This is a genomic window from Escherichia sp. KTE96 (assembly GCF_000408525.1).
Lineage (GTDB): Bacteria > Pseudomonadota > Gammaproteobacteria > Enterobacterales > Enterobacteriaceae > Escherichia > Escherichia marmotae.
This window is the reverse complement of the sequence record NZ_KE137147.1, coordinates 136,528-150,400: the sequence shown is the minus strand read 5'-3', so window position 1 is coordinate 150,400 and position 13,873 is coordinate 136,528. Positions and strand designations below refer to the sequence as shown.

At 48.7% G+C, this 13,873-nt stretch carries 10 protein-coding genes and 1 pseudogene; 6 read left to right on the top strand and 5 right to left on the bottom strand.

The genetic code is table 11. The features are described from left to right. Positions 1-7: 7 nt before the first annotated feature. The 4 genes from relA to eno all read left to right on the top strand — a co-directional run bounded on the left by relA (position 8) and on the right by eno (position 6,380). Entirely contained in the window at positions 8-2,242 is a 2,235-nt protein-coding gene (relA, locus tag A1WG_RS17410; RefSeq protein ID WP_000226792.1) for a GTP diphosphokinase, read from the top strand. Between the two features lie 95 nt (positions 2,243-2,337). Further along, the gene (mazG, locus tag A1WG_RS17415; RefSeq protein WP_001071626.1) at positions 2,338-3,129 is read left to right on the top strand and encodes a nucleoside triphosphate pyrophosphohydrolase; all 792 of its coding nucleotides are present in this window, start codon (positions 2,338-2,340) and stop codon (positions 3,127-3,129) included. A 227-nt stretch (positions 3,130-3,356) separates the two neighbouring features. Further along, the gene (pyrG, locus tag A1WG_RS17420; RefSeq protein WP_000210856.1) at positions 3,357-4,994 is read left to right on the top strand and encodes a glutamine hydrolyzing CTP synthase; all 1,638 of its coding nucleotides are present in this window, start codon (positions 3,357-3,359) and stop codon (positions 4,992-4,994) included. Between the two features lie 87 nt (positions 4,995-5,081). Beyond that, positions 5,082-6,380 (top strand): phosphopyruvate hydratase, encoded by a 1,299-nt coding sequence (eno, locus tag A1WG_RS17425; protein WP_000036723.1) that lies wholly within the window; start codon positions 5,082-5,084, stop codon positions 6,378-6,380. A gap of 59 nt (positions 6,381-6,439) precedes the next feature. Here eno and A1WG_RS17430 read toward each other — a convergent pair whose 3' ends face one another. From A1WG_RS17430 to A1WG_RS17440, 3 genes and pseudogenes are all read right to left on the bottom strand, one after another. Further along, the gene (locus A1WG_RS17430) at positions 6,440-7,342 is read right to left on the bottom strand and encodes a TPM domain-containing protein (RefSeq protein ID WP_001516968.1); all 903 of its coding nucleotides are present in this window, start codon (positions 7,340-7,342) and stop codon (positions 6,440-6,442) included. Positions 7,343-7,563: 221 nt separating this feature from the next. Then, positions 7,564-8,235 (bottom strand): annotated as a pseudogene (locus A1WG_RS17435) (TPM domain-containing protein); the annotation flags it as partial. A 13-nt stretch (positions 8,236-8,248) separates the two neighbouring features. Then, positions 8,249-8,851 carry a LemA family protein gene (locus A1WG_RS17440; protein ID WP_000944229.1) on the bottom strand — a complete coding sequence of 201 codons (603 nt, stop codon included), beginning with the start codon at positions 8,849-8,851 and terminating at the stop codon, positions 8,249-8,251. 173 nt (positions 8,852-9,024) lie between these two features. On the opposite strand from A1WG_RS17440, the gene queE reads away from it, so the two are divergent. Then, positions 9,025-9,696 carry a 7-carboxy-7-deazaguanine synthase QueE gene (gene queE / locus A1WG_RS17445; protein ID WP_001199980.1) on the top strand — a complete coding sequence of 224 codons (672 nt, stop codon included), beginning with the start codon at positions 9,025-9,027 and terminating at the stop codon, positions 9,694-9,696. A gap of 281 nt (positions 9,697-9,977) precedes the next feature. Here the strand turns inward: queE and A1WG_RS17450 are convergent, their stop codons facing one another. Then, on the bottom strand, positions 9,978-11,456 hold the full coding sequence (locus A1WG_RS17450; protein WP_001516965.1) for an FGGY-family carbohydrate kinase: 1,479 nt from the start codon (positions 11,454-11,456) through the stop codon (positions 9,978-9,980). 26 nt (positions 11,457-11,482) lie between these two features. Continuing rightward, positions 11,483-12,760 carry an MFS transporter gene (locus A1WG_RS17455; RefSeq protein ID WP_016242538.1) on the bottom strand — a complete coding sequence of 426 codons (1,278 nt, stop codon included), beginning with the start codon at positions 12,758-12,760 and terminating at the stop codon, positions 11,483-11,485. Positions 12,761-13,078: 318 nt separating this feature from the next. Between A1WG_RS17455 and A1WG_RS17460 the strand changes: the two genes are divergently transcribed. Then, positions 13,079-13,864, top strand: a complete 786-nt coding sequence (locus A1WG_RS17460) for an SDR family oxidoreductase (RefSeq protein ID WP_000021321.1) — start codon at positions 13,079-13,081, stop codon at positions 13,862-13,864. The last annotated feature ends 9 nt before the right edge of the window (positions 13,865-13,873 follow it).

Below are 13,873 nucleotides of genomic sequence, written 5' to 3'. Positions count from 1 at the left end.
GAGGACGATGGTTGCGGTAAGAAGTGCACATATCAATAAGGCTGGTGAATTTGATCCGGAAAAATGGATCGCAAGTCTGGGCATTGCCAGCCAGAAGTCGTGTGAGTGCTTAGCCGAAACCTGGGCGTATTGTCTGCAGCAGACGCAGGGGCATCCGGATGCCAGTTTGCTGTTGTGGCGTGGTGTCGAGATGGTGGAGATCCTCTCGACATTAAGTATGGACATTGACACGCTGCGGGCTGCGCTGCTGTTCCCTCTGGCCGATGCAAACGTCGTCAGCGAAGACGTACTGCGCGAGAGTGTCGGTAAGTCGGTCGTTAATCTTATTCACGGTGTGCGCGATATGGCGGCAATCCGCCAACTGAAAGCAACGCACACCGATTCTGTTTCCTCCGAACAGGTCGATAACGTTCGCCGGATGTTGCTGGCGATGGTCGATGACTTCCGTTGCGTGGTCATCAAACTGGCGGAGCGAATTGCCCATCTGCGCGAGGTAAAAGATGCGCCGGAAGATGAACGCGTGCTGGCGGCAAAAGAGTGCACCAATATCTACGCGCCGCTGGCGAACCGTCTTGGGATTGGGCAACTGAAATGGGAACTGGAAGATTACTGCTTCCGTTACCTCCACCCGACCGAATACAAACGTATTGCAAAACTGCTGCATGAGCGCCGCCTCGACCGCGAACACTACATTGAAGAGTTTGTGGGGCATCTGCGTGCAGAGATGAAAGCTGAAGGCGTTAAAGCTGAAGTGTATGGACGCCCAAAACACATCTACAGCATCTGGCGCAAAATGCAGAAAAAGAACCTCGCCTTTGATGAGCTGTTTGATGTTCGTGCGGTGCGTATCGTCGCGGAACGTTTGCAGGATTGTTACGCCGCGCTGGGCATAGTGCACACTCACTATCGCCACTTGCCGGATGAGTTCGATGATTACGTTGCGAACCCGAAACCGAACGGTTATCAGTCTATTCATACCGTAGTGTTGGGGCCGGGAGGCAAAACCGTTGAGATCCAAATCCGCACCAAACAGATGCATGAAGATGCAGAGTTGGGTGTTGCTGCGCACTGGAAATACAAAGAAGGCGCGGCTGCTGGCGGCGCACGTTCGGGACATGAAGACCGGATTGCCTGGCTGCGTAAACTGATTGCGTGGCAGGAAGAGATGGCTGATTCTGGCGAAATGCTCGACGAAGTACGCAGTCAGGTCTTTGATGATCGGGTATATGTGTTTACGCCGAAAGGTGATGTTGTTGATCTGCCTGCGGGATCAACGCCGCTGGATTTCGCTTACCACATCCATAGTGATGTCGGGCACCGCTGCATCGGGGCAAAAATTGGCGGGCGCATTGTGCCATTCACCTACCAGTTGCAGATGGGTGACCAGATTGAAATTATCACCCAGAAACAGCCGAATCCCAGCCGTGACTGGTTAAACCCAAACCTGGGTTATGTTACAACCAGCCGCGGGCGTTCGAAAATTCACGCCTGGTTCCGTAAACAGGATCGTGACAAAAATATTCTGGCAGGACGGCAAATCCTTGACGACGAACTGGAACATTTGGGGATCAGTCTGAAGGAAGCAGAAAAATATCTGCTGCCGCGTTACAACTTCAATGACGTCGACGAGTTGTTGGCGGCGATTGGTGGCGGGGATATCCGTCTCAATCAGATGGTCAACTTCCTGCAATCGCAATTTAATAAGCCGAGCGCCGAAGAGCAGGACGCCGCCGCACTGAAACAGCTTCAGCAAAAAAGCTATACACCACAAAACCGCAGTAAAGATAACGGTCGTGTAGTGGTAGAAGGCGTGGGCAACCTGATGCACCACATCGCGCGTTGCTGCCAGCCGATTCCTGGCGATGAGATTGTCGGTTTCATTACCCAGGGCCGCGGGATCTCCGTACACCGCGCCGATTGCGAACAACTGGCGGAACTGCGCTCCCATGCACCGGAACGAATTGTTGACGCGGTATGGGGCGAGAGCTACTCCGCTGGTTACTCGCTGGTGGTTCGCGTGCAGGCCAATGATCGTAGTGGATTGTTGCGTGATATCACCACTATTCTCGCCAATGAGAAGGTGAATGTGCTTGGCGTTGCCAGCCGCAGCGACACGAAACAGCAACTGGCGACCATCGATATGACCATTGAGATTTATAACCTGCAAGTGCTGGGGCGCGTGCTGGGTAAACTCAATCAGGTGCCAGATGTTATCGATGCAAGACGACTGCACGGGAATTAATCTTACATAGCCGGATATGGCGTCAGCCGTATCCGACGATATCCTTTACTCGAAGGTGTTACACCTGACAGACCCGCAATTTTCAGGACATTCCAATGAATCAAATCGACCGTTTGCTCACTATCATGCAGCGTCTTCGTGACCCGGAAAACGGCTGTCCGTGGGACAAAGAGCAGACATTCGCTTCTATTGCACCTTATACCCTTGAAGAAACTTATGAAGTGCTGGATGCCATTGCCCGCGAAGACTTTGACGATCTGCGCGGTGAACTGGGCGATTTGCTGTTCCAGGTGGTGTTTTACGCGCAAATGGCCCAGGAAGAAGGGCGCTTTGACTTTAATGATATTTGCGCGGCGATCAGCGATAAGTTAGAGCGCCGCCATCCGCATGTTTTTGCTGACAGTTCTGCCGATAACAGCAGTGAAGTTCTTGCCCGTTGGGAGCAGATCAAAACCGAAGAGCGCGCGCAGAAGGCGCAACATTCAGCGCTGGACGATATTCCTCGCAGTTTACCGGCCTTAATGCGTGCGCAAAAAATCCAGAAACGCTGCGCCAACGTTGGCTTCGACTGGACGACGCTTGGCCCGGTGGTCGATAAAGTTTACGAAGAGATTGACGAGGTCATGTACGAGGCGCGGCAGGCTGTAGTGGACCAGGCTAAACTGGAGGAGGAAATGGGCGACCTGCTGTTTGCGACGGTCAATCTGGCCCGCCATTTAGGGACGAAAGCAGAGATTGCGCTACAAAAAGCTAACGAAAAATTTGAGCGTCGTTTTCGCGAAGTGGAGCGGATTGTTGCCGCGCGTGGACTGGAAATGACAGGTGTTGACCTCGAAACAATGGAAGAAGTCTGGCAGCAGGTAAAACGGCAGGAAATTGATCTCTAAGGAAATTACACGGTCAAGCGCGATTTGTGTCATTTTTTAAATGACAAGCGCTTGATTTGCGTCAAAAACATTTACCCCAAAGGGGCTATTTTCTCACTCCTGATTTCAATTGTGCGCTGGCGAAGAGGAGGGATAATGAAAGTTTGTGGCACAGGTCATGTTCGGGTATACTGCTTTCCCGTCCTGGTTATTCCATCGTCTTTTCAACCTAACTTCTCAGGTTCAGCATGACAACGAACTATATTTTTGTGACCGGCGGGGTCGTATCCTCTCTGGGTAAAGGCATTGCCGCAGCCTCCCTCGCAGCCATTCTTGAAGCCCGTGGCCTCAATGTGACCATCATGAAACTGGATCCGTACATCAACGTCGATCCAGGTACTATGAGCCCAATCCAACACGGGGAAGTGTTCGTTACTGAAGACGGCGCTGAAACCGACCTGGACCTGGGGCACTACGAGCGTTTCATTCGCACCAAAATGAGCCGCCGCAACAACTTCACCACGGGTCGTATCTATTCTGACGTTCTGCGTAAAGAACGTCGTGGCGACTATCTGGGCGCAACCGTACAGGTTATCCCGCACATTACTAACGCTATTAAAGAACGCGTTCTTGCCGGCGGTGAAGGCCACGACGTGGTTCTGGTCGAAATCGGCGGTACTGTCGGTGACATCGAATCCCTGCCGTTCCTTGAAGCGATTCGCCAGTTGGCTGTTGATATTGGTCGTGAACACGCGCTGTTCATGCACCTGACCCTGGTGCCGTACATGGCAGCGTCTGGTGAAGTCAAAACCAAGCCGACTCAGCACTCTGTAAAAGAGCTGCTTTCTATCGGCATCCAGCCTGATATCCTGATTTGTCGTTCAGATCGCGCCGTTCCGGCGAACGAACGTGCGAAGATTGCATTGTTCTGTAATGTTCCGGAAAAAGCGGTTATTTCTCTGAAAGACGTCGATTCTATCTATAAAATTCCAGGCCTGTTGAAATCTCAGGGGCTGGACGATTATATTTGTAAACGATTCAGCTTGAACTGCCCGGAAGCTAATCTGTCCGAATGGGAACAGGTTATCTTTGAAGAAGCGAATCCGGTAAGTGAAGTCACTATCGGTATGGTCGGCAAGTACATTGAACTGCCGGACGCTTATAAATCCGTGATTGAAGCACTGAAACACGGCGGGCTGAAAAATCGTGTTAGCGTCAACATCAAACTGATCGATTCACAAGATGTTGAAACACGCGGTGTTGAAATCCTTAAAGGCCTGGATGCGATCCTCGTACCTGGTGGTTTCGGTTACCGTGGCGTAGAGGGCATGATTACTACCGCGCGCTTTGCGCGTGAGAACAATATTCCTTATCTGGGTATTTGCCTGGGTATGCAGGTGGCGTTAATTGATTACGCTCGCCATGTTGCCAACATGGAGAACGCCAACTCTACGGAATTTGTGCCAGACTGTAAGTACCCGGTTGTGGCGCTGATTACCGAGTGGCGTGATGAAAACGGCAACGTTGAAGTTCGTAGCGAGAATAGCGATCTCGGTGGCACCATGCGTCTTGGCGCGCAGCAGTGCCAGTTGGTTGACGATAGCCTGGTTCGCCAACTGTACAATGCGCCGACAATTGTTGAACGTCATCGTCACCGTTACGAAGTCAACAACATGCTGTTGAAACAGATTGAAGATGCAGGTCTGCGCGTTGCGGGCCGTTCCGGGGATGATCAGTTGGTCGAGATCATCGAAGTTCCGAATCACCCGTGGTTCGTGGCTTGTCAGTTCCATCCGGAGTTTACTTCTACTCCACGTGATGGCCACCCGCTGTTTGCTGGCTTTGTAAAAGCCGCCAGCGAGTTCCAGAAACGTCAGGCGAAGTAAGTAAAAAAGTTAGAACGGCAACGCGTACCCAGGGTACGCGTTGTTTGTCTGGAGTTTTAGTTTAACTAGTGACTTGAGGAAACCCTAATGTCCAAAATCGTAAAAATCATCGGTCGTGAAATCATCGACTCCCGTGGTAACCCGACTGTTGAAGCCGAAGTACACCTGGAGGGTGGTTTCGTCGGTATGGCGGCTGCTCCGTCAGGTGCTTCTACTGGTTCCCGTGAAGCACTGGAACTGCGCGATGGTGACAAATCCCGTTTCCTGGGCAAAGGCGTAACCAAAGCTGTTGCTGCGGTTAACGGCCCGATCGCTCAGGCGCTGATTGGCAAAGATGCCAAAGATCAGGCTGGCATTGACAAGATCATGATCGACCTGGACGGCACTGAAAATAAATCCAAATTCGGCGCAAACGCAATCCTGGCTGTATCTCTGGCTAACGCCAAAGCTGCCGCGGCTGCTAAAGGTATGCCGCTGTACGAGCACATCGCTGAACTGAACGGTACTCCGGGCAAATACTCCATGCCGGTTCCGATGATGAACATCATCAACGGTGGTGAGCACGCTGACAACAACGTTGATATTCAGGAATTCATGATTCAGCCGGTTGGCGCGAAAACTGTGAAAGAAGCCATCCGCATGGGTTCTGAAGTTTTCCATCACCTGGCAAAAGTTCTGAAAGCGAAAGGTATGAACACTGCTGTTGGTGACGAAGGTGGCTATGCGCCGAACCTGGGTTCCAACGCTGAAGCTCTGGCTGTTATCGCTGAAGCTGTTAAAGCTGCTGGCTATGAACTGGGCAAAGACATCACTCTGGCGATGGACTGCGCAGCTTCTGAATTCTACAAAGACGGTAAATACGTTCTGGCTGGCGAAGGCAACAAAGCTTTCACCTCTGAAGAATTCACTCACTTCCTGGAAGAACTGACCAAACAGTACCCGATCGTTTCCATCGAAGATGGTCTGGACGAGTCTGACTGGGACGGTTTCGCATACCAGACCAAAGTTCTGGGCGACAAAATCCAGTTGGTTGGTGACGACCTGTTCGTAACCAACACCAAGATCCTGAAAGAAGGTATCGAAAAAGGCATCGCTAACTCCATCCTGATCAAATTCAACCAGATCGGTTCTCTGACCGAAACTCTGGCTGCAATCAAGATGGCGAAAGACGCTGGCTACACTGCAGTAATCTCTCACCGTTCTGGTGAAACTGAAGACGCTACCATCGCTGACCTGGCTGTTGGTACTGCTGCAGGCCAGATCAAAACGGGTTCTATGAGCCGTTCTGACCGTGTTGCTAAATACAACCAACTGATTCGTATTGAAGAAGCTCTGGGCGAAAAAGCACCGTACAACGGTCGTAAAGAGATCAAAGGCCAGGCATAAGTCTGACTTTATCTGATTTAAAAATGCCAGCCTTCGGGCTGGCATTTTTTATGGTTGAGTTACCAGCGGCCGGACGCGCCGCCGCCGCCAGAAGAACCACCCCCGCCGCTAAATCCGCCGCCACTTGAGCCTCCACCGGAAGAGGATGAAGAAGAACCTTTTCTTGAAGCTCTTTCTTTACTGAGCTTCTTATATTTGGCGCGTAACTTTTTATTCACCAGAAGCCAGAAGATAAGCAGAGGTACGATCGCAAAAGGCGTTAACATACTGCAAGCAACGATTAAATTCGTCCATGCTCCGGGCTCGGCAACATAGAGGAATACCATCCCGTAAATTGCGCCGGTGAGTGCAATCCACGGTAGATTTGATGGATCGGTAAAAATAATAAAATACGAAAGTACTGCCAGTAAAATAATTACAGCGACCGATAATGGAATTGGAGTTTTGATACTGTAATGATTTCCGCTGCCTTCCGGTAATTCACCATTCAACAGAAGCGCGCCGATATTTTCGCTGGCCAGTGTCAACCCTCCAATAAGATCATCGTTTTTGAACGCGGGGATCAATATAACACGGATAATCTTTGCCGCTTGCAGGTCGGTAACCACCCCTTCCAGCCCGTAGCCCACTTCTATACGGACAGCATGATCTTCCCAGGCAACCAGAAGTAAAATACCATCGTTGCGCTGTGCATCGCCCAACTTCCAGCTATCAAAAACGCGTGTTGCATATTGTTCAATGGTATCTTCACCAGTGGATGGCACCACTAATATAGCGACCTGCGCCTGCGTATTCTGTGCAATCTTCTGCAACTGTAGTGTCAGAGATTGTTGCTCAGGTGAACTTAACGTATTAGTAAGATCTGTCACCTGTTGGTGTAGTTCCGGTACAGCCATTTGCTGGGCAAACACAGGAACGCACCACAATATGAGTAGAAAAAGGATTAAGCGCATATTGATCACCAGCGCCCTGAAGCGCCACCGCCACCAGATGAACCGCCACCGCCGCTGAAATTGTCATTGTCGAAAGAAGAGGACGATGATGATGACGAATCTCTGGAGTTATAATTACTTCTGGTATGGCGTGATGGCCGGTTGGCACTACGCATTGAGTCACGTACCTTTTTGCCGAAAGGGGTAAAAGTAATAGCAACAACAAGGAACGGTGTGGAGAAGCATAATAATGTAGCGAGCACTCCCCAGCTTCCGCTGAAACCTGCAATAGGCAAAACAAAGGCCAGCACTATGGCAGCAAAGCAAATTACTCCCAGCGTTTTGATATATCCCCTGGCGGAAATAAAGGTCAGTACTATCGCCCAGGCCAACAAAGCCCACCAACCGCTAAAGGGCAAAGGGTGATCGGTTGGTGTTATCGTTGCTAAATCATTCCCCGTCAGACGACTTTCAATATCGTTTATTCCTTTTTGTAAGCCGCCAGCAAGGTCGCCATTTTTAAATGCTGGAATAATACTGTTGCGAATAATTTGTCCGGACTGTGCATCTGTAATAAGGCCTTCCAGTCCGTAACCGATTTCAATACGCACAGTATGATCCTGCCAGGCGACTAACAGTAGAACACCATCATCGCGGTCTTTATCACCTGGTTTCCAGCTATCGAATACCCGCGTAGCGTACTGCTCGATAGTTTCATCGCCTGTTGTGTCAACTACTAACACCACCATTTGCGCCAGATTTCTTTGCGTCAGGTTTTTAATCTGACCAGCAAGAGCATTTATTTCGCTGTTCGTCAATGTACCTGTTACGTCATTCACATACACAGGTAATTCAGGTACTGGAATTTGCGTAGCAAACGCCGATGGACAGAAGAAAGCCAGAAGAAAGATAAAAATTCGCATAAGGATTGCCCGCTTAATGAATATTAGGATTTTGGCTAAAATCTATTGTTGGTGCTTTACTCACAGCGGCGACATCATCCGGCAAATAATTTTTCTTTGCGGTGTAATCCATTATTTTTGCGGTTAATACAGCGGGGAATTTGCGGATAGTGACATTATATTGTTCAATAGCTTTAATGTATCTTCCTCGCGCAACGGCAATGCGGTTTTCACTTCCTTCGAGCTGTACTATCAAATTTTGATAGAGTTCCTGGGCCTTTAATTCAGGATAACGTTCACTGATAATCGTTAACTGGCCGAGTGTACGAGTCAGTTGCGCCTGAGCTTGTTGCCAGGTTTGTAGCTTTTGCTCATCGCCTGGCGCTTGCTGTAAATCGCTACTGGCCCTGATAGCCTGGCTACGCGCTAATGTTACGGCTTCCAACACTTCTTTTTCATAGCTGGAATAACCTTTAATACTGGCGACAAGATTAGGAATAAGGTCGGCACGACGTTGATACTGATTCAGAACTTCTGACCAGGATGAATTGACTTGTTCGTCATAAGTTTGAATATCATTATATCCACAACCGGATAAATTGAAAATAAATATAAGTACGATGAATATTCTGAGCATGTTTAAATCCCTTTTGTTTAATTCCCCGGGGAATAATACGTTGTTTCATTTTTTTATTAATGATCTGTTTCGCCTTTTTATCTTAAACCCGCGTGTAACAGAATGTTAATAAAGCATGAATATTGCGGTAGGATCTGCAATAATTAACAATTATCCACTTTACAGAGAATGCTATGCAGTACCCGATTAACGAGATGTTCCAGACCCTGCAAGGTGAGGGTTACTTTACCGGCGTCCCCGCCATTTTTATTCGTTTACAGGGATGCCCGGTCGGCTGTGCCTGGTGTGATACCAAACACACGTGGGAAAAACTTGAGGATCGGGAAGTTTCTCTTTTCAGTATTTTGGCGAAAACCAAAGAGAGTGATAAGTGGGGCGCAGCAAGCAGCGAAGATTTGTTAGCGGTCATAAGTCGTCAGGGATATACCGCGCGTCACGTAGTGATTACGGGTGGTGAACCTTGCATTCATGATTTGCTGCCATTGACTGACTTGCTTGAAAAGAACGGTTTTAGCTGCCAGATAGAAACCAGCGGTACTCACGAAGTACGTTGTACACCGAACACCTGGGTTACCGTGTCGCCAAAACTGAACATGCGCGGCGGCTATGAAGTGTTGTCGCAGGCGCTGGAACGCGCCAATGAAATCAAACATCCGGTTGGGCGTGTACGGGATATTGAAGCACTGGATGAATTGCTGGCAACGCTGACTGATGATAAACCGCGAGTAATTGCACTTCAGCCAATTAGTCAGAAAGAAGATGCCACGCGTTTATGTATCGATACCTGTATTGCGCGGAACTGGCGTTTGTCGATGCAAACGCATAAATATTTGAATATTGCCTGATTAAATATTTATAAGCGTTATAAATGGGTGGAACCTGTAAAGAATTCCACCCATTTATATTTTTGCCTCTTCTGATTGTTCTCTTCTGGTTTTTCCGGACTCGTCATTGCAAACCAAAACAAAGTCCGTAGTGTTAATTTTTCACTGGAGTAAAAATCATCGTTACAAATTTTGGTAGATTGGAACTGGCTTGAAAAATCATTAATTAATAACAGGTTATGTTTAGAGGTAACCATTCAGGTATGCTCAGAGCGGGCGGTTTCCCGCCCGGTCTTCTTCACTTACGCATTAGACCAGCTTTGAATAGCGTCCACATTGCCCAATTCTCCATGCATCACTTCATACGATTTTTTCAGGATCACATCAGTGTGTTTGGTTAGGTCTTTGAAAATGCCTTTATTCATCGCTTCGTAACGTCTGGCGTTGCTCTCAACAGGCATAAAGATGTCTTTCACGCGAACCATTTTGTCAACAGCAGTTGCGTAATCCGGGTACAAGCCAAGCCCTACAGACGCGTTGATAGCCGCTCCCAAACTAGCGCACCCGTTAATGGCGTTACGTCTTGCCGGAAGATTGAACACGTCGGCAAAAATTTGCATAAACAGATCGCTGTTTGAACCGCCGCCAGTAATGATCACATGCTTCGCAAAGTGATTCATTTCATTACACATATTGTCGTAATTGTTCTTCAGCGTCAGCGCCACGCTTTCCAGAATCGAACGATAAATCCATGCGTAATCCATACTGGAATCAAAGCCGATCATAATTCCGCGTTTGTACGGTTCCCACGGGTTGGTCAGCCAGTCCAGCACCGTCATCAACCCATTACAGCCAGGTGGCACGCAAGAGGCTTTTTTGTTGAGCAAATCTTCCGGCGAAAGATCCTGTGCTCTGGCATCCTGAATTAACGACTCGCCCAACATGTCGCGCAACCAACTTACCGTCCACATCCCTTTGCGAATACCGTAACCTTCATACAGCAATGTTTCTGGAATAGAAGACATAATCGGCCAGTACGCTACCGGGTCTTTCGGCAGTGCTTTGCCATTCATCATCAGCGCGATATAGGTGCCTAAGGAAATCACCGCCGTTTCATCGTCCAGCAATCCGGCTCCTAATGCTTCTACCGGTTTATCACTGGTGGTACAAACTACCGGCAGTCCTGCCGGGAAATGTGTCGCCAGTGCTGCTTGTGGTGTGATATGCCCGAGAACGGTCCCCGGCATTTGTACGCCAAAAAGCATATGGCGGGGGATATTAAACTTCTCGATTACCGCGGCATCTTCACTCCAGGCCCAGGTTTTATAATCCACCGGCCACTGGCCAAAATAGTTGGCGATATTGTCTTTAAACTCGCCTGTTAAGCGGTGCGCCAGATAGCCCGAAAAAGAAGTGACATACGCCACGTCAGGATTCGTGTGTTCGTAAGGGCGCGTAACTCGTGCATCCTGCCAGCTAATCAGTGGTGCGGCGGGTGTACCGTCAGCTTTCAGTAAGGCACGGCAGCAACGGATTGATCCCAGGCCGATGCCAACAATATCTTCTTTATTCCCGGCAAACTGGCTCATTAAATCGTGACCGGCAAAACATAATGATGCCCATAAATCGTCGTCAGGATGTTCTGCGGTATCGGCATCCGGTGTGTGCATCGGCTGTAATAAACCTTTGCCTTCGCAAACTATGTTGCCTTGCAGATCGTACATCACCACTTTTGTACTCTGACTTCCGCCATCAATCCCTATGATGTATTTCTTCGACATGATTTTTCTCCTGTAATGTTCTGGGCTTACTTGCTGTTAGCCGTTGCGGGGGCGCTATCAGCAGTACGAATTTTTTGGAACAGCAAAAAGGTAAAGACGATCACCATGCCGAGCGCCGCCATGCCCATCAGCCACATGTTGCGGTAGGCTTCTGCTGCGGGCAGGGTGTCCTGCCAGTAACCGATAATCGGGTAAACAAAGACATCAGGCAGGAAGCCAATCACCGAACAAATACCTACCGTGGTGCCCATAATGTAAGATGGTGTTCTCGCTTCGCCGGGGCAGGCCCAGTACAGCCCGCGTGAGGCGTAGCAGGTGAATCCCAGTAGTAAAATCAGGCCAATCCCCATCGCGACCGATTGCGGGTTAGAGTTAGTCATGAGTAGGGCAGTGAGTGCCAGCAGGCCGACCACGGAAAGAATTTGGAGCACGCGGGTAGGGGATTTCACTTTGCTGTAGGTGGTGATAATGCCGCCAAGTGGGCCGCACAGTGCGCGGAAGATTTTGTTGATCACGATCCCCATGTAGCTCGCCGCCACCAGCGACATGCCATACATTTCGGTCAGATAGTTGGTGGAGTAACTCAGAATGGCGTAGATGGTGAAGACCCCAAAAATCACCATGCTGCAATACCAGGTTGTACTGATACGCAAAACGGCCAGGATGTCGCTAAGCTGGAATGACTGTTTTTCTTCGTTATGGGTACTACGCAGGCTGTTGTTATCGCTAACAAAAAACCAGCACAGAATCCCCAACAAGATGTAAACCACGCTGTAGATGATAATGACCGTTTTCAGGCTGGCGCTGTCATCCGGGGCGAAGCGGGAAAAGACCCACATGGTAAACACTGCCAGCGACATTACACCGACGCCGCGCAGTCCTTCCATCCAGCCCATGATTTTCCCTTGTTCGCTATGGTCACCAAGCAACGAGGCGGCTTTAATCGACACCGACCACAGCATTAAAATAGTCGTTATCGCAAAGGCAACCTGAATACAGAGCATGACCCATAATGGTGGATACGTTGCCATTATCAGGCCTAATAATCCGGTAATTACCATCGCGGAAGTAATCATTTTGCGATGTGAAAATTTATCGGCAATAACCCCGCTGGGCGCATAAAGAATAATGGCGGCAATACCAAAGGTGCTCATAATTAAACCTATCTCGGTATTGCTGAATCCCATAAATTTCGCCATGGGAATTTGATAAATATAACGTAAATAAGCTAGGTCAAAACTAACTCCGCCGCTAAAACTAATTATCGCGAGGGTTATCCAACGTCGATATGAGCTGTGTTGCATATCGTATTCCCATTTGTAATAGACAAAAAAAAGAGAAAAGTAAGCCGCCTTTTCAGGAGGATTACTTTTCTCAGGTCTCTAGTAATTGCGATAAGAAATAACATGGAAAGCAGAGGTGTTGTGTGAGAGTAATCACGCTTCTGCTTTTTAAAATTATTTGATTATACGAGTAATACTCTGTGAGTACGATCACATTAGCGACTATGCCCTTATGCTAAAAATTATCGCCAGTTACCAGAGATAATGAGAAAGGTAACTTCCCTCTCGCGGGGGAAGTTACCTTTCTTTTTTTTTGCCTTACGGAAATTGGAGCTAACTATGTCAATCGAATCACTCAATGCGTTCTCAATGGATTTTTTCTCCCTGAAAGGTAAAACTGCAATTGTTACCGGCGGGAATAGTGGTTTAGGCCAGGCATTTGCGATGGCACTGGCAAAAGCAGGTGCAAATATCTTTATTCCAAGCTTCGTCAAAGATAATGGCGAAACGAAGGAAATGATTGAAAAACAAGGCGTTGAAGTGGACTTCATGCAGGTGGATATCACCGCAGAAGGCGCGCCGCAGAAGATAATCGCTGCCTGTTGTGAGCGTTTTGGCACTGTCGATATTCTGGTCAATAACGCAGGTATTTGTAAGCTGAATAAGGTGCTGGACTTCGGCCGTGCCGACTGGGACCCGATGATTGATGTGAACCTGACAGCCGCTTTTGAGCTGAGTTACGAAGCGGCAAAAATTATGATCCCGCAAAAAAGCGGTAAAATCATTAATATCTGTTCATTGTTTTCTTACCTGGGCGGGCAATGGTCTCCAGCATATTCTGCAACTAAACACGCACTTGCTGGATTCACTAAAGCCTATTGCGATGAATTAGGTCAATATAATATTCAGGTAAATGGTATTGCCCCTGGTTATTATGCAACCGATATTACGCTGGCGACACGCAGCAATCCAGAAACAAATCAGCGCGTTCTTGATCATATTCCGGCAAATCGTTGGGGCGATACACAGGATTTAATGGGCGCAGCCGTATTCCTCGCAAGCCCGGCATCGAATTATGTGAATGGTCATTTGCTGGTGGTTGATGGTGGTTATTTAGTGCGCTAATCCATAACG

Bases quoted from the DNA above. Each gene is read 5' to 3' on its own strand.
- relA (WP_000226792.1), top strand. From the start codon at position 8: ATGGTTGCGGTAAGAAGTGCACATATCAATAAGGCTGGTGAATTTGAT.
- mazG (WP_001071626.1), top strand. From the start codon at position 2,338: ATGAATCAAATCGACCGTTTGCTCACTATCATGCAGCGTCTTCGTGAC.
- pyrG (WP_000210856.1), top strand. From the start codon at position 3,357: ATGACAACGAACTATATTTTTGTGACCGGCGGGGTCGTATCCTCTCTG.
- eno (WP_000036723.1), top strand. From the start codon at position 5,082: ATGTCCAAAATCGTAAAAATCATCGGTCGTGAAATCATCGACTCCCGT.
- A1WG_RS17440 (WP_000944229.1), bottom strand. From the start codon at position 8,851: ATGCTCAGAATATTCATCGTACTTATATTTATTTTCAATTTATCCGGT.
- queE (WP_001199980.1), top strand. From the start codon at position 9,025: ATGCAGTACCCGATTAACGAGATGTTCCAGACCCTGCAAGGTGAGGGT.
- A1WG_RS17450 (WP_001516965.1), bottom strand. From the start codon at position 11,456: ATGTCGAAGAAATACATCATAGGGATTGATGGCGGAAGTCAGAGTACA.
- A1WG_RS17455 (WP_016242538.1), bottom strand. From the start codon at position 12,760: ATGCAACACAGCTCATATCGACGTTGGATAACCCTCGCGATAATTAGT.
- A1WG_RS17460 (WP_000021321.1), top strand. From the start codon at position 13,079: ATGTCAATCGAATCACTCAATGCGTTCTCAATGGATTTTTTCTCCCTG.